We start from the raw sequence: 23,782 nt of genomic DNA, 5'->3' as shown, positions 1-23,782 counted from the left end.
TGCTCAAAAGATCCTTCGCTGCGCTCAGGATGACAGCGAGCAAACCCAAATCGCCGCGGCCCGCGAAGATTCTTGAGGTTGGTAGCTCGGGCGCCCGCGCCTGGCAGGTGACGCATCGCCCCGCGATCAGGCTGCACCCGCGTATTGGGCAACATTGTTCTCGTACTGAAGGCGAACGACCTTCCTTGAAACACCGTAGTGCTCAGCTACGGAGTCCAAGGAGACATTCTCCTCGTCGATCATATGCATGACGCCCCTCGCCGGGGCCATGAACTCCGCGGCGAAGGCACGCCCCACGGCCTGGCGGTTCGAGTAGATATCCGCGACTGGTGCTTCAGGACTACCATACACCAAGTAATCGCCGACGGCGCGTGAAGCCAGGAACGCTGTGCTTCTCGGACCTTCATCCCTGACCACCACGACCGGATCATCGCCCCGGTGCCCCAGGTATCCCCTTATCAGCTCGTCACCTGCAGCGCTCACTGCAAATCGGTCGTCACCGCCCAAAAGTCGAATGAGGCCAGAAAGGCCGTTCACCGACAGATCCTGCGCAAGTCCGATGCCCTTCCGTACGTCCCGAGCACGCTCGGTGCCAATACGCCAAGGCTCCACATCACCCAAATCACCGTTCGCCGTGCCGCGCCCAAGCTCAGCCAGCCGCGGCAACCGATTGATCTTCGCCTTTGCCATCACCTCGCCGGCAGCCCACCGGAGCGATCGCCTCAGCTGGCCAGGACCAACGGCGGATGCGAACTCCAACCGCGCATCTTCTTCTGACATGGCGTCTATGAGCGCGCCTACATCGTCGGCGCCTTCATTATTCATCGTTTGATACGACAATCCGAGCGCACCGGCACACCTCCAGAAAGCGAGATCCGCGGCGTTCCCCAGTATCTCATCAAGACGACGCAGATTCGATTCGACAGGACGGTCAAACCGTTTTCTGGCACGCAATCGTTCCACCAGCGGATAAACAAGCTCGCTGAGCGCAAGCTTGGTGAATTCTTCGGCGGTCAGCGAGAGGCGGGGAAACTCCCAGTTCTTTCGATCATCGTCCAGTGGACGGACGAACAATTCGATCCGGCCGGCAGATTCAATCAAAAGCGTCGCGCGGGACAAACGTCCGTCAACTTCCCTGCTGAGCGGAAATAATTTGTATGGGCTTCCACGGCGGCACAAGACACGCCACCAGTTCGCCGTCAGGCTCGCACAAACCTCATCGAGGTTCAGCAAGGCATGCGCATCGGCCGGCGGGTGATCTCCGCTGGTTGAAAATCGTACGACCACATTGGCCTGAACCTCGTCTGTATCGGGAATGCCATTGTCTGCTTCTGCAATTTCCGCAGAAAGCAGAGGCGCATCAATGGGACTCGAAGACGTCGATTCCGACGCTCCCGCAGGCGGGTCGGCAAGGTGAAGATCCTCCGCTTTTCGTCGCCCCTCGGGTGTCAGCGTTGGAATGGAAGCGCGACCATCCTGGATGACGGTGAGAAGTCCGGCCCGAGCAAGCGTGCTCAGCGAACGACTGACGTTGGGCTGCAGCCGTCCCGCGAGCACCGACAGCTCACCAATGCTTTGCGGCCGCCTCGTTGCAATGATTCCCAAAAGCTCCCTGTTGCCGGGGGACGAGAGCGCCTCGATGCGCGTCTCCTCCGTCGGCGCAAAGTCGCCCTTGCTCCCGAGGCGAGACAGCAACCTGTCGCGGAGCTCATGACCTGAGATTTTGTGCTTCATGGCACGTCCTCGACGAAACTGAATTCGACGCCCTGGCGTTCGCAGTACGCGCTGCATCGATCGAAGAAATCGGCTATCAGCTGACTGGCAGACGTGAACCTGTACGAGAATGTCCGGCCAATCGCGTTCGCACGATGCTCGTGGTCGAAAGGCTCACCGTCCGCGCGCCATCAGCAGCATGAGAGTTGTCGAAGCCAAGCAGCCGCTGCTCCTGCTCATCCTGAAGGATCAACGCGTAGGAGAGCCCTTGCGGACGACCCGGGCTCATATCGACCCATTCAGCCCGGATCACGACTTGCCAGCCGTTGGCCATGCGATAAATGCCGGCTTGCTCGACAAGTCCGCGAAGATCCGCATGGCCGTACATATATCATCCTATGATATATATTCAAGCGGGATATGCGACAAATTTAAACGCGCCTAAGGCCCTGAATTACGGGCCCTATCGATCATTGCACGGAAGTGACAGAAATCGATAATCGTGTACGGCTTGACAAGCGTCAACGCATATTCTCTTTTTGTTCCCCGTGTCGGGGACTTCTTCAAAAGCCGCCGGTGAGCACCCGGATGGAAACGACAGCCACCATCCTCCATGCGGATCTTGACGCCTTCTATGCCTCGGTCGAGCAGAAGCTGGAGCCGTCGTTGCGCGGCAAGCCGATCGCGGTGGGCGGCGGCGTGGTGCTGGCGGCATCGTACGAGGCCAAGGCCTTCGGGGTGCATGGCGGCATGCCCGGACGCACGGCGCGCGCGCTCTGCCCGCAGCTGATCTTCGTCGGCGGCCACTTCGAGGAATACCGGCGGCTGGGCGACGCCGCCATCGCCGTGCTGGGCGACTTCACGCCGCTGGTCGAGCGCCTCTCGATCGACGAGGCGTTCGCCGATGTCGCCGGCTGCACCCATCTCTTCGGCCCGCCCGAGGCGATCGCGCGCGCCATCCGCAGCCGTGTCAGCGCCGAGCTGGGACTGGCGATCTCCATCGGCGTGGCGCGCACCAAGCATCTGGCGAAGATCGCCTCGCAGGTCGCCAAGCCCGACGGGCTGGTGGTCGTCGATCCCGACCGGGAGCTCGCCTTCCTGCACGACCTGCCGGTCGAGCTGATGTGGGGCATAGGCCCGGCCACGGCGGCGCGGCTGGCCGGCATCGGCGTGACGACGATCGGCCAGCTGGCGCGCACGGGGCGCGGCGCGCTCGACCGGCTGCTCGGCAACGCCGCCGGACAGAAGCTCTCGGCGCTGGCGTGGAACCGCGACCCGCGCGCCATCCGCACGCATCACCGCGTGCAGTCGGCCGGCGCCCAGTCGGCGCTCGGACGGCAGCCGGCCGATCCCGACGTGCTGCGCCCTACCCTGCTGCATCTGGCCGACCGGGTGGCGACGCGGCTGCGCGCCAAGTCCCGGCCGGGACGCACGGTGAGCGTGCGCGTGCGCTTCGCCGATCTGCGCGCCGTCACGCGGGCCGTGACCCTGGACGCGCCGGTCGCGGCCACCGCGATGCTGGCCGAGATCGCCGAGGCATTGATGCAAACGGTCCTTGACGATCATCCCTACGAGAAGACCGTCTCGCTGCTGGCGATCTCGGTATCGCATCTGGACGCACCGGCGACACTGCAGCTCGATCTGCCGCTGGGCCTCGATGACGAAGGCCGGCGCCCGGGCAGCGCACGCGGCCTGGCGCGCCTGCAGGCCGACCGCGCCGTCGATGCGATCCGCGACCGCTTCGGCTGGGAGGCGATCGGCTATGGCCGCGTCGCCCTGGGCGTCGCGCGCTCCGTCCCCGATGCCTTCCGCGAGCTGGCGGAGAAGGAGCTGTGAGACGCCCCGCGCCGGCGCTGACCGGCAGGTGCTGGTACCGGATCACTGGTTGGTGGCACACCTGTCATCCCAGGGCATTCGCATATGCCCCTACCGTCATCCCGAGCGTAGCGAGGGATCTCCCGCGAATGGCGCACGGTGCGCCTTGCCGCAGGAGATCCCTCTCCTGAGCCCGTCGAAGGGGGCGCTCGGGATGACCGCGAGGGCATATGCGAATGCCCTGGGATGACGGGTGTGTCAGAGACCACCGATTCCAGGTGCGAGCCCGGCCAGGAGCCGGCGCCATGCCGCGCGCTCGCGTGCCGGGTTGAACAGAGGCGCAAGGCGCCGCAACGCCTGGGTCAATTGCCGCACGAAGCCCGGATCATCCTCGATCCGCCGCAGCAGGCCGGCCAGCGCCGTGGTGTCGCCGACCGGGAAGTAGCCGGGATAGTCGGCGCCCAGCAGCCCGACATTGCCGTCCATGCGCGAGGCCAGGATCGGCACGCCCGCGACCGCCGCTTCCGAGACCACGTTGGCGCCGCCTTCGCTGAGCGACGAGATCACCATGGCATGGCTGCGCGCCAGCAGCCGCCGGACGGCAGCCGGCGGCACGTCGCCGCGCCAGGCGTAGCGCGGGTTGGCCGCCATCTCCTGGCGTGCCAGCGCGGCCCATTGCGGCGTGTAGGCGCTGCCCACCTGCTCGACGATCACGCGGCTGTCGGCCGGCAGCAGCCGCGCCGCCGCCGCGGCGCGCAGCGGGTCCTTGACGTCGCGCAGATGGCCGATCACCGAGATCACGACCGCGCGGCGGCTGGGCCGTCGCGGCGGACGCGGCGCGGCCGCCGACTGGTGGATGACCGTGAGGCGCGCCCGCAGGCGCCTGGGCACGACGCGCCACGCAAGGTCATTGAGCGCCACCAGCCGGTCGGCCTGCGCCATCGCCCGCAAGGTGGGGCCGGGATCGGACGTGATATAGTCGTAGATGTCGGTGCCGCTGAGCTGCAGCACCACCGGCCGATCCGGGCACGCCGCCTTGAAATCGGCGATGGCGGCGGCGCTGCGCCAGGCATGCACGGCCACCATGAGGTCGGCCGGGCGCCCGTCATAGGCGGACGCGGCGCGCACCTGGTGCCCGAGCTGCCGTAGGATGCGGGCCCAGCGCGTGGCGGCAACCTGGTTGCCGGTGCGTGAAGTCGGACCCCGAGGCGTGATAAGGATGATCTTCATGGACAATCGCCAAGCCCATCGGCCGACCAGCGAGGCATCCGCAACCGAGCTCGTATCGCAGCTGCGCGAGGCCCGTCACCGCACGCGGTGCCTGACGGAAGATCTGTCATCGGGCGAGTTGATGGGCCCGCGCCTGGACATCGTCAACCCCGCGCTGTGGGAGATCGGCCATGTCGGCTGGTTCCATGAGTACTGGACGCTGCGCCACGCGGCAGGCCAGGCACCGCTGATCGCGCGCGGCGACAGCCTGTGGGATTCGAGCGCGGTGCCGCATGCCACGCGCTGGCAGCTCGACCTGCCCGATCGCGCCGGCACCTTCGCCTATCTCGCCGAGGTGCTGGCGCGCCAGGAGGCGCTGCTCGGCCGCGGCGTCGATGATGATGCGCGCTATTTCTACGAGCTGGCGCTGCGCCACGAGGACATGCATGTCGAGGCGCTGACCTACACGCGCCAGACGCTGGCCTTCGATCCGCCCGACGGCCTCGGCACGGGCGGGCAGCCGCCGGCCGGCGCCGGCGGCCTGGACGGCGACGCCGCGATTCCTGGCGGCGCCTGGCGGCTGGGCTCGACGAGCGGCGACGGCTTCATCTTCGACAACGAGAAATGGGCGCACGAGACGGTTCTGGCGCCGTTCCGGATCGCGCGCGCCCCGGTGACCAACGCCCAGTTCGCGGCCTTCATCGCCGAGGACGGCTATCGCGCCCGCGAGTTCTGGAGCGATGCCGGCTGGGCGTGGCGCGAGCGCCGCCGCGCTGAGCGGCCGGTCTACTGGGATCCGCCGCGCGACGGCACGCTGACGGCGCGCCGCTACCGCGCGTCCGCGCCGCTGGCGCCGGATGCGCCGGTGATCTTCGTGAGCTGGTTCGAGGCCGAGGCGTGGTGCCGCTGGGCCGGCAGGCGCCTGCCCACCGAAGCCGAATGGGAGGCCGCCGCCGTCGGCGTGCCCGACGCGAGCGGCGCGCGGCTGGCCGACTCACGCCGCCGCTGGCCATGGGGCGATGCGCCGCCGGCGCCATCGCGCGCCAATCTTGATTTCGCCTCCGACGGGCCCGTCGATGTCGCGGCGCTGGCCGCGGGCGACAGCGCCTTCGGCTGCCGCCAGATGATCGGCAATGTCTGGGAGTGGACGGCGTCGGACTTCCTGCCGTTCGCCGGCTTCGAGGCCGATCCCTACAAGGACTACTCGCAGCCCTGGTTCGGCACCCGCAAGGTGCTGCGCGGCGGCGCCTGGGCGACCAGCGCCCGCATCGCCCGCCCCGCCTACCGCAACTTCTTCACGCCCGACCGCAACGACGTCCTCGCCGGCTTCCGCACCTGCGCGCTGTGAGGAAGCCCCCTCGCCCGGCGACAGCGGAGCGAGGCGATCAGCCTCTCTCTATGCCGCCTTCGCCATCAACTTCATCCCCAACGCTTGAACGACCTTGATCGTCGTGGCCAGTTCGGGGTTTCCATCCTGACGCAGAGCCTTGTACAGGCTTTCTCGCGATAGCCCGGATTTCTCCGCGATCTCTCGCATTCCCCTGGCTCTTGCAACAACACCAAGAGCCGCAGCGATGACCGCGGTATCGCCCGTTTCCAGCGCTTCCGACAGGAAAACCGCCATCTCTCCTGGTGTCTTGAGATGCTCCGCCGGATCGAACGGGGTCGTCTTGATCTTTCCCTTCATGACTTCGCCTCTTCAATCCAATCGAGCAACCATGTCCCGTGCCCGCTTGATATCCGCGGCCTGCGTGCGCTTGTCGCCGCCACATAGCAGGACCACGATCTTCATGCCCCGCCGTGTGAAATATACGCGGTATCCAGGACCGTGATCGACCCGCACTTCTGATACCCGCCCGCCAACGCTCTTGACGTCGCCCGGATTGCCCAATGAGAGACGCAACAGGCGAGCATCGATCTTGGCGCGGGCGTCGCCATCACGAAGACCATCGAGCCATTGCGCGAACTCGTCGGTCTTGCGGACTTCGATCATGGTGGATCGTATCCTATGGGCTACTTTCAGTCAACCGCGACCGAGCGAATTGTGCCCCATGGGTGCGGCGCGACCAGCCAACGATTGCGCCGTTCCGGCGAACAGAGTCCGGTCCTCCTTATCCCTCATCGAATGTCTTCGGCATCGGCCCCTCCCTCTCATCGTCCTTGCGTGGAGAGGCGGAAGTTGCGCAGGCGCAGGGCATTGGCGATGACGCTCACGGATGACAGCGCCATCGCCGCGGCGGCGATGATCGGCGACAGCAGGAGGCCGAAGACCGGGTAGAGCACGCCGGCCGCGATGGGCACGCCGGCGGCGTTGTAGACGAAGGCCAGGAACAGGTTCTGGCGGATGTTGCCCATGGCGGCCTGCGACAGGCGCCTTGCCTGCACGAGGCCCTGCAGGTCGCCGCGCAGCAGCGTGACGCCAGCGCTCTCGATGGCGACGTCGGTGCCGGTGCCCATCGCGACGCCGACATCGGCGGCCGCCAGCCCCGGCGCATCGTTCACGCCGTCCCCGGCCATCGCCACGACACGGCCGGCGCTGCGCAGCTGCGCCACGATGGCGCCCTTCTGCTCGGGCAGCACCTCGGCCCGCACCTCGTCGATGCCCAGCCTGCGCGCCACGGCCTCGGCCGTGGTGCGGTTGTCGCCGGTCAGCATGATGACGCGGATGCCTTGCGCGTGGAGCGCCTCGATCGCGGCCGGCGTCGTGGCCTTGATCGGGTCGGTGATCGCGATCACGCCGGCGGCCTTGCCGTCGATGGCCGCGAAGATCACGGTGGCGCCCTCGCTGCGCTGCCGGTCGGCCTGGGCCTGCACGCCGGCAATCTCCGCGCCCAGCTCCGCAAGGAACCGGGCGCTGCCCAGCGCGACCCTATGGCCGGCTACCGTGCCCATCACGCCCTTGCCCGTGACTGACTCGAAGTCGCTCGCCGGCGCCAACGCGATCGCGCGGGCCTTGGCCGCGTCGACCACCGCGGCCGCCAGGGGATGCTCGCTGGCGGCCTCGAGGCTGGCCGACAGCCGCAGCATCTCGGCCTCGTCGAACCCCGGCTCGACACGGATGGACGTCACCTTCGGCTTGCCCTCGGTCAGGGTGCCGGTCTTGTCGACGACGACCGTGTCGACCTTCTCCAGCCGCTCCAGCGCTTCGGCGTTCTTGATCAGCACGCCGGCCTTGGCGCCGCGCCCGACGCCGACCATGATCGACATCGGCGTCGCCAGCCCCAGCGCGCAGGGGCAGGCGATGATCAGCACGCTCACCGCGGCGACCAGCGCGTAGCCCAGCGGCGGCTGCGGCCCCCATACCGCCCAGGCGACGAAAGCCAGGACGGCGACGGCGATCACGGCCGGCACGAACCATGCCGACACGGTGTCGGCCAGGCGCTGGATGGGCGCGCGCGAGCGCTGCGCCTGCGCCACCATCTGCACGATCTGCGCCAGCATCGTGTCGCGGCCTACCTTCTGCGCCTGCATCACGAAGGCACCCTGCCCGTTCAGCGTGCCGCCGATCACCTTGGCGCCAGCCGCCTTCTGCACCGCCAGCGGCTCGCCCGTGACCATCGACTCGTCGACATTGGAGCGGCCGTCGATGACAATGCCATCCAGCGGCACCTTGTCGCCGGGGCGCACGCGCAAGCGGTCGCCGACCTTGACCTGGTCGAGCGACACCTCCTCCTCGCTATCGCCGTCGCCCAGGCGCCGCGCCGTGGCCGGCGCCAGCCGCAGCAGCGCCTTGATCGCGCCCGAGGTCTGCTCGCGCGCCTTCAGCTCCAGCACCTGGCCGACCAGCACCAGGACGGTGATCACGGCGGCGGCCTCGAAATACACCGCGACCGCGCCGTCATGGCCGCGGAAGGCGGCCGGGAAGATGCCCGGCGCCAGGGTCGCGACGATGCTGTAGAGCCAGGCGACCCCAGTGCCCATCGCGATCAGCGTGAACATGTTCAGCGAGCGCGCGACGACCGACTGCCAGCCGCGCACGAAGAACGGCCAGCCCGCCCACAGCACCACCGGCGTGGCCAGCACGAGCTGGATCCAGCTCGAGGTCGCCTGGCCGACCATGTGCGCCAGCCCGGTGAGGTGTCCCCCCATCTCCAGGATGAACACCGGCAGCGTCAGCACGGCGCCGATCCACAGCCGGCGGCGCATGTCGAGGAGCTCGGCGCTCGGCCCCTCGTCAAGCGAGGCCAGCACCGGCTCCAGCGCCATGCCGCAGATCGGGCAGCTGCCGGGGCCGACCTGCCGGATCTCGGGATGCATCGGGCAGGTGTAGATGGTGCCTGCCGGCACCTCCGCGGTCGACGCCGGGGGCGCACCCTGGTCGTGGTGGCCGTGCGCGGCATGATGATGGTGGTGATGCGCATGATCGTGCGCGCGATGATCGCTCGGCATGATTGCGCTCCTAACGGGTGCCGCTCGCCCCGGCCTTGAGCGGCGTCAAGGCCGCCCAGGCCGGCGCGAGCCAAGATCAGGTGCCGAGGCGCTGGCTCTCGTAGCCGGCATCACGGATGGCCGCCGCCAGCCGCGCATCGTCGGCCGTGCTCTGGATGGTGACCTCCTTGGCGGCAAGGTTGATCTTGACCGTGGCCTGCGGATCGACGCCCTTCACGGCCCTCTCGATCGTCCCGGCGCAATGGCCGCAGGTCATGGAGGGAACGGCGTAGCGATGCATGATCTTACTCCCAGGAACATCAGTGACGTCGCCCATGTGGGGCTTCCCACCGTGGGAAGGTCAAGGGCAGGCTTCGCCGCAATCTGTCATCGCGCCCTTCTGTCGTCGCGCCCTTCTGTCATCCCGAGCGCAGCGAGGGATCTCCCGCGAACGGCGCACCGTGCGTCCTTCCCAGGAGATCCCTCGCTGCGCTCGGGATGACAGTGAGGCGGCGGCGCCGCCTCACGCCGGCTGGGCGAGCTTCAGCGCCCGGATGGCGTTCTGCTTGAGGATCAGGTCGTGGACCTCGGGCTTGAAGCCCGCGTCCTTGAAATCGCGCATCCAGCGGTCCGGCGTGATCAGCGGATAGTCCGAGCCGAACAGCACCTTGTTCCTGAGCTGGCCGTTGGCGTACTGCACGAGCTGCGCCGGGAAGTACTTCGGCGACCAGCCGGAGAGATCGATGTAGACATTGGGCTTGTGCAGGCACACCGACAGCGCCTCGTCCTGCCACGGCCACGACGGGTGGGCGATGATGATGGTCATGTCGGGGAAGTCGACCGCCACGTCGTCGAGATGGATGGGGTTGGAGTATTTCAGCCGCAGCCCGCCGCCGCCGGGCATGCCGGTGCCGATGCCGGAATGGCCGCTATGGAAGATCGCGGCCAGCTTGTGCTCGGCGATCACCTCGTAGAGCGGATAGGCGATGCGGTCGTCGGGGAAGAAGCCCTGCACGGTGGGATGGAACTTGAACCCCTTGACCAGGCCTGACTTGATCAGCTCGCGCGCCTCGCGCACGCCCATGCGGCCCTTGTGCGGATCGATGCTGGCGAAGGCGATCATGATGTCGCGATTGTTGGCGGCGGCCTCGGCCACCTCCTCGTTCGATATCCGCCGGGCCCCGATCTGGAATTCCGAATCGACCGTGAACATCACCAGCCCGATCCTGCGCTCGCGGTAGTAGGCGATGGTGTCCTCGATCGTCGGCCGCTTGCCGGCCTTGAAATAGACATTGGCGGCCTCCTCGAAGGGCTGCCACAGCACGTCGGCCGGCTGTCGGGAAGACACCTCGGCGTGGGTGTGCACGTCGATCGCGATCAGGTCGTTGACGTTCATGGGAAGGCTCCTCGCGCCGGCAACACGATGAGGCATCGCCCGGCCCGGCCGCAGCGGATGCCGCGAAAGGCAGGATAGCATGCCCGCGGCCGCGGATCGCGGCTGGGCATCGTTCCTTCTGCGCAATCTTCAAGAAGAGAAAGGATCAGGCCGGCAGACGCGCCCGCAAGTCGTGCGGAAAATGGATAGTGCCGGCCCCGCGCCGCATGCAATCATGGGATGAGTTGCGGTTGTCGAGCTGACGCCGCGGGGGAGTTCGTCTTGCCACGAATGCGGTGTGAGAGCGGGTCGGTGGATGGATCCGCGACGCCCTTCGCCGATCACGGCCGGCGGCCGCGCCGCTGCGTGGGCACAAGAGGAGATGCTGCCATGGGAACGCGACGCGCCGCCTGGCTCGCGGCAATCGTGGGCCTTCTTTGTATGCCGGCCATGGCGTGGGCCCAAGCCACCGCAGGCACCCCTCCTCCCCCTCACGTGCCGCTGCAGAAATCGATCGGACAGACAAGCGGGCCGCACGTCTACCAGACGTTGATTGTCATGAACGCCCGCGGCGCAACCCTGCAGGGCGACAAATTGGTGCTCTCCGGGGTTGCGCCGAATTCCATTCTGTTCGCCGACCGGCCGGTGCGTGCCGCGGGGCACGCGCTCACCGCGCACGTGCTGGAAGAGTGGTCGCCGGCCAACGAGGACAAGGACAGCTTCGCCAAGGATCCGCCCAACGCAACCGTATCGGCCTTCAGCCGGGACGGATCCGTCATCCGCGACTCCGTGGTCGTGCTCAAGAACCCGAAGCTCGACGGCGACAGACTGACCTTCGATGTGCAGGTCCTCGAGGGCGATCTTGCCGGCGCCGACGGGCCGGCTTCGATCTTCATCGACATCATCGGCCGGCCCTGGACACCGCTGTCGTTCGCCGGCGCTGCCCGCCGCACCGCCTTGCGCGGCGCCTGGTACAGAGGCGCAGCGGCCGCGGCCGCGTATCACCCCTACGGGTACCCGCCATACGATCCGTACCATCGGCCGCCGTGCGGCTACTACCCCTATCCGCCCTGCTACTAGACCGTCACCACCCGATACGATCCACGCCTGAAGGAAACCGCCACAATGCATATCAAGCGACGCGACGCGATCTGGGGCTGCGCCAGCCTGCTGGCCGGCACCGCGCTTGCCACCCCGAGCCGGGCCGAGCTCGGTTCCTTCCTCGGCCTTGCCGAAGGGCTGGAGGATTTCTGGCTGGCCACCGACGCCTACATCTACGGCTACCCGCTGGTGACGATGGAAATGACCCGCAGGGTCATGACGAACGTGGCGGCCGTCGAGGGAACGCGCGGGCCGATGGGCCATATCATCAAGCTGCGCCAGTATCCCGATGCCTCGTTCCGCGACGTGACGGCGCCCAATGCCGACACGCTCTACACGACGTCGTTCTTCGATGTCGGCAACGAGCCGTGGGTGCTGAGCATCCCGGACATGAAGGATCGCTACTTCCTGGCGCCGATGCTCGACGGCTGGACCACCGTGTTCCAGGTGCCCGGCAAGCGCACGACCGGGACCGGTCCGCAGACATACGCGATCACCGGGCCAGGCTGGAGCGGCACGCTGCCCAGCGGCGTCAAGCAGCTGAAATCGCCCACCAGCATGGTATGGCTGCTGGGCCGGATCTACTGCACCGGCACAAAGGAAGACTACGCTGCCGTGCACGCGCTGCAGGACCAGTTCAAGCTCGTGCCGCTGAGCGCCTACGGCAAGCCCTATACCCCGCCTCCGGGCAAGGTCGATCCCGCGATCGACATGAAGACGGCGGTGCGCGAGCAGGTCAATCGCATGGACGCGGTGGCGTATTTCAGCCTCCTCGCCCAGCTCATGAAGACCAATCCGCCGTCCGCGGCCGATGCGCCAGCGCTGGCCAAGTTCGCCCGGATCGGGCTCGTGCCCGGCAAGGACTTCGACAGCAGCAAGCTGCGCGCCGACTTCATCAAGCGCATTCCGGAAATCGCTGTCGACCGCATCATGATCCAGTTCAAGATCAACAAGGACATCAAGGATATCAACGGCTGGGCCTACACGACCAAGACCGGCATCTACGGCACCGACTATCTCATGCGGGCGCTGATCACGGCGATCGGGCTTGGCGCCAACCGGCCGCAGGACGCCGTCTACCCGACGTCGCAGAAGGACAATGAAGGCCGGGCGTACGACGGCGCCCACAAGTACGTCATGCGATTTGCCAAGGGCCAGCTGCCTCCCGCCGAAGGCTTCTGGTCTCTCACGATGTACGACGGCAACTACTTCTTCGTGCCGAACCCGCTCAACCGCTACTCGATCAGCGCCCGGCAGGACCTCAAGGCAAATCCCGACGGCTCGGTCGACCTCTACATCCAGAAGGACTCGCCCGGGGCCGACAAGGAGGCCAACTGGCTTCCAGCCCCTGCCGGCAAGTTCATCCTCATGCTGCGCATGTACCAGCCGAGCGAGGCCGACCCATCGATCATCGACGGCACCTGGACCATCCCGCCGGTGCAGAAGGCGTGATCGACGGCGCCGGTCGAATGAGCTGGCGACCGGCAGGATGTCTCTCGTTGCTTTCAGCGGACCCGGAGTTGTCGCCCGGCGGCGGCAACTCCGTATCCGCGCGGCGCCGCACGGATTATGATCGCAGCCCGAACCTGGCTTCAACATGCTCCGCAACAGAGCGAACCGGGAGGCAACGATCATGCTCACAGCCATACGCGCTATCGCGCTCGCGGCGCTGCTGGCGGCGACGCCGGCGCTCGCCCATGGCCCCAACCAACCGCCGCATCAGCTCTACAAGATCGGGGACCTGAAGCTCGAATCCGGCGACGTGATCAAGGACTTCGCGATCTCCTATGTCACGCACGGCAAGCTCAACGAGAAGAAATCGAACGCCATCCTGATGGTTACCGCCATCAGCGGCAACCATCACCGGCTCGATTTCCTCATCGGCCCCGGCAAGGCGCTCGACACGGACAAGTACTTCATCATCTGCACCGACGCGATCGGCAATGGGCTGACGACCTCGCCCTCGAACTCGACGGCGCAGCCGCGCATGGCGTTCCCGAAGTTCCTGATCCGCGACATGGTGAGCTCGCAGCACAAGCTGCTGACGGATCAGCTCGGCATCGATCACGTCGTGGCGGTGGTCGGCCCGTCGATGGGCGGCATGCAGGTGCTGCAATGGGGCGTGAGCCAGCCGGATTTCATGGACTCGCTCGTCGCCCTGGTGCCGCTGGCGAAGACGCCGGCCTGGTCCGTCGTGGTGATGGAAGCCAGCCGCAAGGCGATCATGCTCGACCCGGCCTGGAAGAACGGCGACTACAGCGCGCCGCCCGAGCAGGGTATCCGCCTGTGGCGCGACATCCTGGGGTTCCTGTCGGCACGCAGCCCCGAGATGTATCGCGACCAATTCCAGAACCCGCTGGACGTGCTGCCCTGGCTGCAGCAGCAGGAGACGGCGCAGATCAAGCTGTTCGACGCCAACGACTGGATCTACCAGACCTGGGCCTACGAGCGGCACGATCTCGGCACGACGCCCGGCTTCAACGGCGACATCATCAAGGCGCTGCGCGCGATCAAGGCCAAGACCCTGATCATGACCGGGACCAAGGACCTGCTGAATCCCGAGTACGAGCCGCAGGACGCGGCGCGCCACATCCGCGACGTGCGTGCGATCACCATCAGCCCCGGCACCGTGACCGGCCATGCCGCCGCCGGCGGGCTGCTGCCGGCCGATATCGATTTCCTCAACCGCGAGGTCTCGCAATTCCTCGATGTCGTGACGCAGAACGGCAGGACGCTGCAGTAGACGCCCTCTCAGGACTGTCATCCCGAGCGCAGCGAGGGATCTCCTGCGGGAAGACGCACCGTGCGCTATTCGCAGGAGATCCCTCGCTGCGCTCGGGATGACGGTGAAATTCGCTCGGGATGACGGTGCACTCGCGCAGCGGCGTTGACCCGGGCGCGGCTACAGCCGGAACTCCAGCTCCAGCTTCCAGCGCAGCGCGCCGCCGTGGGCGGCGTGCGTCAACGGCAGCAGGTAGCCCAGCTCGTATTTCAGCTTGGTCGCGCCCGCGATGCGCCAGGCGCCCACCACCACCGGGCCCAGGCGGTGCTCCTGGTCCCGCAGCCGGCCGGCATCGCCGATGTCGGCGATCTCGCCGTAATACTCGAAGCCCGGCGTGAACAGCGGATGCAGGCGATAGACGGCCTGGACGGCGGGCACGAACGCCGTGGCCGCGGTTGGGCCTGGCCCGCTGACGGCGCGCTCGAAGAAGGCATTGACCGTGAAGAGCGCCTGGCCCAGCTCCTTCTGCACGACAGGCCCGAGCTTGACCGTGTCCTGGTCCTCGCGCCGGGCGGCCTTGGAGTATTCGATGAAGAAGCCGACGTCGAGGAAGTACTTGCCCTGAGGCGTGAGCTGGAAGACGTTCTCCAGCGTCGTCGCCTCATAGCGCAGCTTGTCGCCGCGCTCGTGGCCGAGCTCGGTCTCGATCTCGAACTTCCACCACGACGTCGGACTGTAGGCGAGCTCATTGGTGTAGCTCTGCTCGCGCCAGCGCGTCGCCTTGTTGCGGCTGAAGATCACGGCGCCATTGTGCTCGATCTCGATCTCGCCTTCCGTGACGATCGGCGAGCGAACCTGGAACTCGGCCCGGGCCGGCACCGGCGTCGCGGCCGCGACGAGCAGGCCGGCCGCCAGCACGCCCGCCGCCGCGCGCGTCGACGCCGGGATCATCAAGGCCGCTTCGATGACCTCGCGAATGACGACAACCAGGCGGGCCAGCATCGTCCGTCCTCCCACTGCTTATTTGACGACGATGAAGCCGCGCGCTGTCTTTGGATTGAAGTCGCCGAACATGTCGTAGCGGCCGGGCGACAGCGGGCCGATATAGATGACGCCCTCGGCGCCACCCGGAATCACCCTCTCGCGCCGCAAGCTGACGCTTTCGAATTCCTCCGGCGTCGGATCCTGATTGCGGATGACCAGCTTCACCTTGGTGTTGGCCGGTATCTCCAGCTCGCCCGGCTGGAACTGATGGTTCTTGATCACCAGCACGAAGCTCGGCGGGTCCGCGGCACGCGCCGCACCCGCTGCGCCAAGCGCGGCCGTGAGGCCGGCGGCAGGCATCAGACGCAGCAGACCGCGGCGCGACTCGATCGACATGGATTGTCCTCCCCATCCCCATCTTGCGAATGCAAGTGACTAGCGGTTGCGGCTGACAGGCCGCTGACCAATGAGCGCGGCGGGAGCCGCGCGGTCCGGTTGCGGCGTCCTGCGCCGACCTGCGGCCAAAGCGCGCTTGCATTGCGGCAGCGATGGCCCTACATGTCGCGCGGTCATTGGGGAGTAGCCGCCCTTCCTGAGAGGGGTCCGCGTCAACAGACTTGGAGGCCGCAAGGCCGCCATGGCGCGGACGGCACGCCGATATCGGCAGCTTGGCGAGACCTTTGGCGCTGGACTCCGACACCCGGGCCGGGCGGCGGAGGCTGGTGCCATCGGATCTTGCGCTGCTCGGCCCCCGGACTCTTTCATGTACGCGTTCCTCACCTCGACCGGCGTGGTCGCCATCTCCGAGATCGGCGACAAGACGCAGCTGCTGGCGCTGCTGCTGGCGGTGCGCTTCCGCAAGCCGGTGCCGATCATCCTCGGCATCTTCGTCGCCACGGTGGCCAACCATGCCCTGGCCGCCCTGGCCGGCGAGTGGGTCGCGACCGCGATCGACCCCGACGTCCTGCGCTGGGTGCTGGGCGGCCTGTTCCTGGCGATCGCGGCCTGGGCGCTGTTCCCCGACAAGATCGACGAGTCGGAAAGCAAGACCGCCTATGCCGGCAGCGCCTTCATCGCCACCACCATCGCCTTCTTCCTGGCCGAGATCGGCGACAAGACGCAGGTCGCCACGGCGGCGATGGCGGCGCAGTTCGGCAATCTGGTGCCGGTCGTGATCGGCACGACGCTGGGCATGATGATCGCCGACGTGCCGGCCGTCCTGATCGGCGACCGCGCCGCCCACCGCATCAACCTGAAATACGTGCGCTGGGCCGCGGCCGCGATCTTCGCCGTGCTGGGCGTGCTGGCTCTGTCGGGTGTGAAGCTGCTCTGAGCGGTGGCACCTTCATCGGCCCCGGCGTCCGTGGCTTGACTCTGGAGCGGGGGCCATCCCGTACCCTGCCGCCATCGACGCAATGGCCGGCAGGAGGGACCCATGGCCGCGAAACGAACGATCGAGATCTTCAGCACCGGTTGCGACGTCTGTGCCGAGCTCGTCGCACAGGTCAGGCAGGCCGCATGCGACTCGTGCGAGGTGAGTGTCCATGCCATGCAGGACGCGGATGTCGCGGCCCGGGCGAAGGCCCTGAGCATCCGCGCGCTGCCGGCTGTCGTGATCGACGGCACCCTCGCCGACTGCTGCACCGGGCGCGGCGTCGACCTGGCGGTGCTGCGCAATCTGGGCCTGGGCCGGGCGTAGGTGCTGTCGTGCCATCGTGAGGCCTGCCTGCTTGACCCTGGAGCCCGCTCCAGGGTGCACGGTGGCCACCCTGGAGGAAGGCCATGCTGACCATCGGCAAGCTTGCGGCGCGCGCCCACGTCACGCCCGATACGCTGCGCTACTACGAGCGGGAGGGTCTGATCGAGCCGCCGGAGAAATCGGCCGCCGGCTACCGCCTCTACGGCGACGACGATGTCGTTCGCCTGCACTTCATCAGGCAGGCCCAGGACTGCGGCTTCACCCTGGCGGAGATCCGCACGCTGCTGTCGCTGCGCTCGCGCGAAGCGGCCTGTTGCGGCGAGGTGCGGGCGCTTGCCGTGGCCAAGAACCGCCAGCTCGCGGCCCGGATCAAGGCCATGCGGGCGATGACCCGCACGCTCGACCGGCTGATCGCCGCCTGCGACGACACCGGCCGGCCGATCGACCGATGCCCCATCCTGTCCGCCTTCAACGGCACGCCGCGGTGATGTGACATGAGCAGCGATCTTCCTGCGACCGACGCCGCAACGGATGCGCCGGCATCGCGTATCGGTCTCGATGCGGCCGGGACCGCGCTGGCGGCCGGCCGCCTTCTGGCCGCCTTCGGCGTCGCCTCGTGCTGCGCCCTGCCCGTGGCGCTGTCGTTCCTGGGCATCAGCGCCGCCTCGCTCGTCGGCCTCGGATACCTGGCGGCCCCGCATCAGCACACGCTGCTCTACGTTGCCGTGGCCTCTCTCGGCGCGGCCGCCATCATGATGTGGCGGCGACGACCGGCGATCGCCTGCGCCTCGGGCACGGCGTGCGCGCGTCCGGTCCTGGACTGGGGTGGCAGGATCGCCTTCGTGCTCGCCATCCTGCTGCTGGCGCTCACCTTCTGGATCGAGCCGCCGGTATGAGCGTCATCCTGCAATCGACACTCACGTGCCCCGTCTGCGGCGTGGCCAAGGTCGAGACCATGCCGACCGATGCCTGCCGGTACTTCTACGAATGCGCCGGCTGCGGCACGCTGCTGAAGCCGAAGGCGGGCGATTGCTGCGTCTTCTGCTCCTGGGGCTCGACACCGTGCCCGCCGATCCAGCAGGGCCGAGCCGGGGATTGCTGCCGCGCGTGACCATTTCGCGTGCCGTGCTCTCGAGCGCAGCAAGGGATTTTGGGGCCGACACGCCGTGCGTTTTCCCGGAAAGATCCCTCGCTGCGCTGGGCTGACAGTCAGATGGCTAAACGATCGCTGCAGTGTAAACTCGCGCTTGTGCCGACGCAGGAGAACAGGATGGCCGAGTACATGGCGAGGGAGCCGCAGCGCGCGCCGACGCATCCTGGCGAATTGATGCGGGAGATCCTGGAGGATCACGTCAAGCTGCCCATCGCTGAAGCGGCGCGGCGCATGCAGATCAGCCGGCCGGCGCTGTACGCTGTGCTGAACGGCAAGAGCGCGGTCACCGCGGACATGGCGCTTCGTTTCGGCAAGCTGGTGGGGGGCGACCCCGAACTGTATGTCAGGATGCAGGTCGGCTACAGCCTCTGGCATGCCAGGAAGGCAAACGAAAGAGTGCTGAAGGCCATCAAGACTGTTCCCCTGGCCGCGTAGAAGCGACGGATCCCGCCCCGCTCACCACCGCAGCAGTCGGGGCCCGAGGGCGGCGCCGGCCACGGTGCAGAAGGCGATCGTTCCGCCGTACCACAGGGCGACGAACGGCACCGAGTCGTCGACGCAGTGCAATGCATAGGCTGTCGCGCTGATGCTGCCGGCGACCAGCCCGGCCAGCGCGCCGGCACGCGTCAGATGCGTCGGCGCCGCGCGGCGCACGGCCCACATCACCAGAGCGAACGGCACGATGGCGATGACCGGTATGGACAACAGGCATTCCAGCCACTGGTCGCCGACGAGCATCGCCTGCCAATGCGCCCGCGGCGCCGCCAGCAGGCTCAGCAAGCCCAGCGCGACGACCGCGACGAACGGCAGCGCGATCAGGCCGAACGGCGCCCGCCGCTCCCCGCCGGGGCGGGCGTAGCGGCCGAGGAAGATCAACGCGAACACCACCAGAGCCAGGGTAAAGACCAGCTTGCCGGCCAGGAAGGAGATCGCGTGCGCATCCGCCAGGCCGGCGCGACCGCCCAGCGCAGCGAGGACGGCGACGATCGCGACCACGGCGCCGAGGGCGCCGGCCGTGGCGATCGTGCGCGGCACCTGCCGCCGGTCGACGGTCTCGACATTGGCGCTGAGCATGTCGATCAGACTGCTGGTCTTCATGACGCCTTCTCCCGCCCGATCACGGCCGACAGGGCCTTGAGCCCGCGATGCACGCTCACCTTCACGGCCGACTCAGACATGCCGCTGCGGCGCGCCGCTTCGGCCACGCTCAGCCCATCCAGCTTCACGTGCTGGATAGCGTTGCGCATCTTCGCCGGCAGCCGCGCCATCAGCCTCGCGAGATCGATCGCGCTTTCGGTGTCGACATGGTCCTCGTGCGCCGTGATCTCGCCGGCCGCCTCGAGCGGGACGTCGGCCCGCGCTGCCTTCGTGCGCCGCAGATGGTCGATCAGCTTGTAGCGGGCGATGGCATAGGCCCAGGGCGTGAACGGCTCGGCCGGATCGTAGGTATGCCGGCGGGTGTGGATCGCGATCAACGCCTCCTGCACCAGATCCTCCGCCTCCGACGCGCTGCGGCCGATGCGCGACAGCCGGCTCTTGTAGTAGGCCCGCAAATGCCGGCTGAGCCGCTCCAAGAGGCTGCGATGCGCCGCCGCGTCACCGTCGAGGCCGGCCTTCATCAGGTCCCTGAGTTCGTCCTCGTCGGTCGGCATGATGTGCTCGCCCGTACATTCGGATGAAAAAGGGTCTCGGTTACAAGGCCGGCTGATATTTTTTTGACCGGGCGGCGCATATCGGTCTCACGTGGGCGTAATGTAACGCATCTGCTGCCTGTCGCCGAACAGGATAGCGTGCCCGTGCCCATCCCGTCATGGCAGCCCAGGACCTGGTCGATGAGCTTTTATGAGAGCTGGATCCTTCCGCGCGTGCTCGACCTGGTCATGCGCCAGAAGCAGATGACGCCGTTCCGTGAACGGGTCGGCGCGGCGGCGGAGGGGCGCGTGCTGGACATGGGCATCGGCTCCGGCCTGAATCTGCCCTTCTACGGGCCACGGACGCACCAGGTCATCGGCGTGGATCCTTCCGAGGCGCTCCTGCGTTTCGCCGAAGGGCGGGCCCGCAAGATGCCGGCTGCCATCGAGCTGCTGAAGGGCTCGGGCGAAGCCCTGCCCCTCGACGACAGGAGCGTCGATACGGTGGTGATGACCTTCACGCTGTGCACGATCCCCGACGCCGCGAAGGCCGTCGCCGAGATCCGCCGCGTGCTCAAGCCCGGTGGCAGCCTTCTGTTTGCGGAACATGGCCGCGCACCCGATCCCGGCGTGGCGCGCTGGCAGGACAGGATCACCCCGCTCTGGAAGCGCATCTCGGGCGGATGCCACCTGAACCGGCAGCCCGACGTGCTGATCCGCGCGACCGGCCTGCGCATCGAGGCGCTGGAGGCCGGCTACATCAAGGGCCCGCGGGCGATGACCTACGTCTACGAGGGCCGTGCCCGCGTCATCTAGGACGGCGCGCAGGGCACTGCCGCTTGCGGGCCGCGGCAGCGGATGACGGATCATGCGAACATACATCAACCCGATCGCCATCGGCTCGCTTCACGTACACGTGACGATCGTAACCATCCAGCGCCTTCATCCGAACTCACGAGCAGAAGCAGAGACACAAGGAGGGGCAGGATGCTTCGGGCTCGTATCATGGCCGGCGGTATTGCCGCCGCCCTGATGGCCGCGCTGTCCGGTGCTGCCGTTGCGGCGCCGCAGGACTACCGCTTCGAGATCGTGCAGGTGCGGCCAGCCGGGCCAGGCGCCCCGGATGTGTCGGTCCGGCTTGTCAATGTCCGTGACGGCAGTCCGATGACGGGCGCGATCATCTCCGAAAGCACGGTCGACATGGCGCCGTCCGGCATGAAGGGCACGAAGGGCAGCGTGACCCTCGCCGACACGGACGGCTCCGGCATTTATCATTTCCGCGCCCGCACGAGCACGTCGGGCCCCTGGGCGCTCCATCTTGCAGCCGAGGTCCCCGGCGAAGCCAGGATCGAGCGGACCTACATCCCGACCGCCAAGGTCACATACACCCGCACGGTGCGGGGCCAGCCCGAGGTCGTGCGTGGCACCGTCACGTTCGGCGCCAAGTGACCCGCAGGTCCTCTGCGGCGTCACATTCCCGCGGGGACGTCCTTGGGAAGACCAGCATGTCCCCGCGAAACCGAAGCTCAATCGAAACCTATCTGGAGAGCAGCATGATTCGCAGACAAACCGCCCTCTTCGCCACGGCCACCCTTCTCGGCGGCCTCGCGGCCGTCACGGCGGCTTTGGCGCAGGCGCCGGCCCCGGCGTCTCCCCCGCCGCAGGGCCAGGAGATGATGAAAGGCCACGACGGCATGATGGGCCGGATGGATCCCGACCACATGAAGCAGATGGCCCGGATGATGGAGAACTGCAACCGGATGATGGAGCGCATGAACGAGGACAAGCCCGGCTCTCCCGACGGGTCGCCCCCCGCCCGGCGCAGCTGAGGACCGGACCAGGCGCGTGGGGCGGGAGCGGATGGCTGCGCTCATCGCCTGCGTGTGACTTGAGCCGTTGCCTGGGGGAGACTATGGTCTTTCGCATGCAGCGGTTTCGCAAATGGCTGACGGCCACCCTGGTGGTCGCGATGGCCTGGACGGCGGCGTTCCAGCCGGCTGCGGCCTATGCACCGTTGCCGCTCGCCTCTGCCGTCACAGCGCCATGCGATGATGCCTGCGAGGACTGCAAGAAAGAGAACCAGAGCAGCAATGACTGTGGCGCGCCGGCTGCATGCGCAGCCGCCTGCGTCCGACTGCCAGCCCAGCCGCCGGCAAATCTGGAAGCGCCGCTGGCGCACCTCGTCGTGCCGGTCGACGTCGCTGATCCGCCGGCCTACACCGCCGGCTTCGCCTCCCGCGTCATAAGACCGCTTCTGCCACCGCCCCGAGGCTGATCAGGGAGCGGCCCTTGCGGCCGCGTCGTCATCCCTGACCTGCTTGTGGGCGGATGTCCGCGGGCAGGGCCTGTTCTCCGGCGCGAGCTTGCCGATGTCATGCGTCATGTGTTCACGCGCGGCCGTCAGGTCGATCGCAATCCTTGGTGTTGCCTGGTCCCCGAACGCCGGCGCGGCGCAGGCCCAGAGCAGCCCGCCGGCGGCCACGCCGGGCAGCCGGGAGCGCGCCACCAACAAGAAACCACGGCTGAAACGACGCACGCTGATGTGGGCAGACGCTGGGGGCGCGCGACTCCGTCGCGCGTCTTCGTCCGGGCCGGCACATGACGCGCCACGGAGTGGCGCGCTCCCGGCAAGGCGGCGTTCGCCATGAGAGCGCGCACCCTCCTCTTCGCCGCGACGATCGCCCTTGCCGGGATCGGCGCGGGCGCTGCCGGCGCTTACTTCGCCATGAACCGGCAGGTGCCGGCCAGCGACGCAGCCACGCCGCCGCCCGAAGCGGGCGGCCGGAAGATCCTCTACTACCGCAATCCCATGGGCGCGCCCGACACCTCGCCGGTGCCGAAGCAGGACTCCATGGGCATGGACTACCTCCCCGTCTACGAAGGCGAGGAGCCGCCCGACGACAGCGGCACCGTGACGCTGAGCCCGCAGCGGATCCAGCGCCTGGGCGTGCGCAGCGAGATGGTCGAGCGGCGGATGCTGACCCGGCCGGTGCGGGCCACCGGCACCGTGCAATTCGACGAGCGTCGCCAGACCATCGTGGCGCTGCTGTTCGAGGGCTGGATCGAGAGGCTCGTGGCCAGCGCCACGGGCGACAAGGTGCGGCGCGGCGAGGCGCTGGCCACGATCTACAGCCCGGCCCTGCTGCTGGCCGAGCAAGAGTATGTGCTGACACGCAAGTCGACCAGCACGGTGGCGGGGCTGGAGGCGGTCGCCCTGCAGCGGCTGCGCGTGCTGCGCGTGCCCGAGCCGGAGGTCGAGCGCCTGCGCCGCGGCGGCGAGCCGCGCAGCATGGTGGACATCCCGGCGCCGGCCGACGGCGTGGTGCTGGAGAAGCCGGCGATCCTGGGGATGCGCGTCACGCCCGGCGACATGCTGTTCAAGCTGGTCGACCTCGCCTCGGTATGGGTGATCGCCGACGTGCCCGAGACCGGGCTCGCCGACATCCGCGTCGGCCAGGCGGCGTCGATCGCCACCGCCGCCTATCCCGACGCCAGCTTCACCGGCACGGTCGGCTACATCTACCCCGCCGTGGCGCGCGAGACGCGCACCGTGCGGGTGCGCATCGAGCTTCCCAATCCCGAGGAACGGCTGAAGGCCGACATGCTGGCCCGCGTCGAGATCATGACCGGCGAGAGTGCCGCGGCCGTGCCCGCAGTGCCTGAATCAGCGGTCATCGACAGCGGCACGCGCCGCGTGGTGCTGGTCGACAAGGGCGAGGGCCGCTTCGAGCCGCGCGCGGTGAAGCTTGGCCGCCGGGCGGGCGCCTACTACCCCGTCGTCGAGGGCGTCGCCGAGGGCGAGCGCGTCGTGGTCTCGGCGACCTTCCTGATCGACTCCGAAAGCAACCTGAGGGCGGCGCTGAAGTCCTTCACGCCGCCGAAGAGCGAATGATGAACGACGACATCTTCCCTTCCCCGCTTGCGGGCTACGATGTGGGTACATCTCCAGATCCTGCCGTCGTCCTGAGAGAAGCGAAGGACCTTGCGGTGGTTCGGCCAGTGAAGAGCGGTG

At 67.8% G+C, this 23,782-nt stretch carries 28 protein-coding genes and 1 riboswitch; of the genes, 16 read left to right on the top strand and 12 right to left on the bottom strand.

What is annotated here, in order from left to right; translation table 11 throughout:
* Positions 1-126: 126 nt before the first annotated feature.
* Together FHP25_RS05100 and FHP25_RS05095 are read right to left on the bottom strand one after the other, a co-directional pair.
* Entirely contained in the window at positions 127-1,734 is a 1,608-nt protein-coding gene (locus tag FHP25_RS05100; RefSeq protein WP_147845821.1) for an HVO_A0114 family putative DNA-binding protein, read from the bottom strand.
* Between the two features lie 76 nt (positions 1,735-1,810).
* The gene (locus FHP25_RS05095) at positions 1,811-2,101 is read right to left on the bottom strand and encodes a hypothetical protein (RefSeq protein WP_147845820.1); all 291 of its coding nucleotides are present in this window, start codon (positions 2,099-2,101) and stop codon (positions 1,811-1,813) included.
* Between the two features lie 200 nt (positions 2,102-2,301).
* Between FHP25_RS05095 and dinB the strand changes: the two genes are divergently transcribed.
* A complete protein-coding gene (gene dinB, locus FHP25_RS05090) occupies positions 2,302-3,549 on the top strand; it encodes a DNA polymerase IV (protein WP_147845819.1) in 1,248 nt (415 codons plus the stop codon).
* Positions 3,550-3,786: 237 nt separating this feature from the next.
* Here the strand turns inward: dinB and senB are convergent, their stop codons facing one another.
* Positions 3,787-4,758: a selenoneine biosynthesis selenosugar synthase SenB gene (gene senB, locus FHP25_RS05085; RefSeq protein WP_147845818.1), complete on the bottom strand. Its 972-nt coding sequence runs from the start codon at positions 4,756-4,758 to the stop codon at positions 3,787-3,789.
* On the opposite strand from senB, the gene senA reads away from it, so the two are divergent.
* Complete coding sequence (gene senA / locus FHP25_RS05080; RefSeq protein WP_147845817.1) at positions 4,757-6,085, top strand: selenoneine synthase SenA; 1,329 nt, start codon at positions 4,757-4,759, stop codon at positions 6,083-6,085. The genes senB and senA overlap by 2 nt on opposite strands.
* Positions 6,086-6,133: 48 nt before the next feature.
* On the opposite strand, the gene FHP25_RS05075 is transcribed toward senA, so the two are convergent.
* From FHP25_RS05075 to FHP25_RS05055, 5 genes are all read right to left on the bottom strand, one after another.
* Complete coding sequence (locus FHP25_RS05075; protein ID WP_147845816.1) at positions 6,134-6,424, bottom strand: addiction module antidote protein; 291 nt, start codon at positions 6,422-6,424, stop codon at positions 6,134-6,136.
* Positions 6,425-6,436: 12 nt separating this feature from the next.
* Positions 6,437-6,730 carry a type II toxin-antitoxin system RelE/ParE family toxin gene (locus FHP25_RS05070; protein ID WP_147845815.1) on the bottom strand — a complete coding sequence of 98 codons (294 nt, stop codon included), beginning with the start codon at positions 6,728-6,730 and terminating at the stop codon, positions 6,437-6,439.
* 158 nt (positions 6,731-6,888) lie between these two features.
* Positions 6,889-9,126 carry a copper-transporting P-type ATPase gene (locus tag FHP25_RS05065; RefSeq protein ID WP_147845814.1) on the bottom strand — a complete coding sequence of 746 codons (2,238 nt, stop codon included), beginning with the start codon at positions 9,124-9,126 and terminating at the stop codon, positions 6,889-6,891.
* A 76-nt stretch (positions 9,127-9,202) separates the two neighbouring features.
* Entirely contained in the window at positions 9,203-9,406 is a 204-nt protein-coding gene (locus FHP25_RS05060; RefSeq protein WP_147845813.1) for a heavy-metal-associated domain-containing protein, read from the bottom strand.
* Positions 9,407-9,628: 222 nt separating this feature from the next.
* Complete coding sequence (locus tag FHP25_RS05055) at positions 9,629-10,501, bottom strand: amidohydrolase family protein (RefSeq protein ID WP_147845812.1); 873 nt, start codon at positions 10,499-10,501, stop codon at positions 9,629-9,631.
* Between the two features lie 369 nt (positions 10,502-10,870).
* Here FHP25_RS05055 and FHP25_RS05050 point away from each other — a divergent pair, with 369 nt between their 5' ends.
* The 3 genes from FHP25_RS05050 (at position 10,871) to FHP25_RS05040 (ending at position 14,324) form a co-directional block, all read left to right on the top strand.
* Positions 10,871-11,560, top strand: coding sequence for a hypothetical protein (locus tag FHP25_RS05050; protein WP_218578185.1), 690 nt, complete (start codon positions 10,871-10,873; stop codon positions 11,558-11,560).
* A gap of 45 nt (positions 11,561-11,605) precedes the next feature.
* Positions 11,606-13,033, top strand: coding sequence for a DUF1254 domain-containing protein (locus FHP25_RS05045; RefSeq protein ID WP_147845811.1), 1,428 nt, complete (start codon positions 11,606-11,608; stop codon positions 13,031-13,033).
* 181 nt (positions 13,034-13,214) lie between these two features.
* On the top strand, positions 13,215-14,324 hold the full coding sequence (locus FHP25_RS05040) for an alpha/beta fold hydrolase (protein ID WP_147845810.1): 1,110 nt from the start codon (positions 13,215-13,217) through the stop codon (positions 14,322-14,324).
* 159 nt (positions 14,325-14,483) lie between these two features.
* On the opposite strand, the gene FHP25_RS05035 is transcribed toward FHP25_RS05040, so the two are convergent.
* Both FHP25_RS05035 and FHP25_RS05030 read right to left on the bottom strand, forming a co-directional pair.
* Positions 14,484-15,305 (bottom strand): hypothetical protein, encoded by an 822-nt coding sequence (locus FHP25_RS05035; protein ID WP_147845809.1) that lies wholly within the window; start codon positions 15,303-15,305, stop codon positions 14,484-14,486.
* Positions 15,306-15,323: 18 nt separating this feature from the next.
* Positions 15,324-15,683 carry a cupredoxin domain-containing protein gene (locus tag FHP25_RS05030; protein ID WP_231712209.1) on the bottom strand — a complete coding sequence of 120 codons (360 nt, stop codon included), beginning with the start codon at positions 15,681-15,683 and terminating at the stop codon, positions 15,324-15,326.
* Positions 15,684-15,840: 157 nt separating this feature from the next.
* A riboswitch (yybP-ykoY riboswitch) is annotated at positions 15,841-16,033 on the top strand.
* A 17-nt stretch (positions 16,034-16,050) separates the two neighbouring features.
* Between FHP25_RS05030 and FHP25_RS05025 the strand changes: the two genes are divergently transcribed.
* From FHP25_RS05025 to FHP25_RS05000, 6 genes are all read left to right on the top strand, one after another.
* Complete coding sequence (locus tag FHP25_RS05025; protein WP_147845808.1) at positions 16,051-16,620, top strand: TMEM165/GDT1 family protein; 570 nt, start codon at positions 16,051-16,053, stop codon at positions 16,618-16,620.
* Positions 16,621-16,722: 102 nt separating this feature from the next.
* Positions 16,723-16,986: a thioredoxin family protein gene (locus FHP25_RS05020; RefSeq protein ID WP_147845807.1), complete on the top strand. Its 264-nt coding sequence runs from the start codon at positions 16,723-16,725 to the stop codon at positions 16,984-16,986.
* Between the two features lie 83 nt (positions 16,987-17,069).
* Positions 17,070-17,474, top strand: a complete 405-nt coding sequence (locus FHP25_RS05015) for a heavy metal-responsive transcriptional regulator (protein WP_147845806.1) — start codon at positions 17,070-17,072, stop codon at positions 17,472-17,474.
* Positions 17,475-17,480: 6 nt separating this feature from the next.
* Positions 17,481-17,882, top strand: a complete 402-nt coding sequence (locus FHP25_RS05010) for a mercuric reductase (protein WP_147845805.1) — start codon at positions 17,481-17,483, stop codon at positions 17,880-17,882.
* Positions 17,879-18,097 carry a GDCCVxC domain-containing (seleno)protein gene (locus FHP25_RS05005; protein WP_147845804.1) on the top strand — a complete coding sequence of 73 codons (219 nt, stop codon included), beginning with the start codon at positions 17,879-17,881 and terminating at the stop codon, positions 18,095-18,097. Before FHP25_RS05010 ends, FHP25_RS05005 begins: the two co-directional genes overlap by 4 nt.
* Before the next feature lie 159 nt (positions 18,098-18,256).
* A complete protein-coding gene (locus FHP25_RS05000; RefSeq protein WP_178133309.1) occupies positions 18,257-18,574 on the top strand; it encodes a HigA family addiction module antitoxin in 318 nt (105 codons plus the stop codon).
* A gap of 21 nt (positions 18,575-18,595) precedes the next feature.
* Here the strand turns inward: FHP25_RS05000 and FHP25_RS04995 are convergent, their stop codons facing one another.
* Together FHP25_RS04995 and FHP25_RS04990 are read right to left on the bottom strand one after the other, a co-directional pair.
* Complete coding sequence (locus FHP25_RS04995; protein WP_147845802.1) at positions 18,596-19,237, bottom strand: NrsF family protein; 642 nt, start codon at positions 19,235-19,237, stop codon at positions 18,596-18,598.
* On the bottom strand, positions 19,234-19,791 hold the full coding sequence (locus tag FHP25_RS04990) for a sigma-70 family RNA polymerase sigma factor (protein WP_147845801.1): 558 nt from the start codon (positions 19,789-19,791) through the stop codon (positions 19,234-19,236). The genes FHP25_RS04995 and FHP25_RS04990 overlap by 4 nt, the downstream gene beginning before the upstream one ends.
* A 180-nt stretch (positions 19,792-19,971) precedes the next feature.
* On the opposite strand from FHP25_RS04990, the gene FHP25_RS04985 reads away from it, so the two are divergent.
* The 5 genes from FHP25_RS04985 (at position 19,972) to FHP25_RS04960 (ending at position 23,662) form a co-directional block, all read left to right on the top strand.
* Complete coding sequence (locus FHP25_RS04985) at positions 19,972-20,586, top strand: class I SAM-dependent methyltransferase (protein WP_147845926.1); 615 nt, start codon at positions 19,972-19,974, stop codon at positions 20,584-20,586.
* A 171-nt stretch (positions 20,587-20,757) separates the two neighbouring features.
* Positions 20,758-21,219: a FixH family protein gene (locus FHP25_RS04980; RefSeq protein WP_178133308.1), complete on the top strand. Its 462-nt coding sequence runs from the start codon at positions 20,758-20,760 to the stop codon at positions 21,217-21,219.
* A 56-nt stretch (positions 21,220-21,275) separates the two neighbouring features.
* Entirely contained in the window at positions 21,276-21,599 is a 324-nt protein-coding gene (locus FHP25_RS04975) for a hypothetical protein (protein ID WP_178133307.1), read from the top strand.
* Positions 21,600-21,682: 83 nt separating this feature from the next.
* Positions 21,683-22,045 (top strand): hypothetical protein, encoded by a 363-nt coding sequence (locus FHP25_RS04970; protein WP_147845798.1) that lies wholly within the window; start codon positions 21,683-21,685, stop codon positions 22,043-22,045.
* 369 nt (positions 22,046-22,414) lie between these two features.
* Positions 22,415-23,662: an efflux RND transporter periplasmic adaptor subunit gene (locus tag FHP25_RS04960; RefSeq protein WP_147845796.1), complete on the top strand. Its 1,248-nt coding sequence runs from the start codon at positions 22,415-22,417 to the stop codon at positions 23,660-23,662.
* Positions 23,663-23,782 lie beyond the last annotated feature (120 nt).

The organism is Vineibacter terrae, assembly GCF_008039615.1.
GTDB classification, from domain to species: domain Bacteria; phylum Pseudomonadota; class Alphaproteobacteria; order Reyranellales; family Reyranellaceae; genus Vineibacter; species Vineibacter terrae.
Note: the sequence above shows the minus strand (reverse complement) of the source record. Positions and strands in the feature narration are given on the sequence as shown.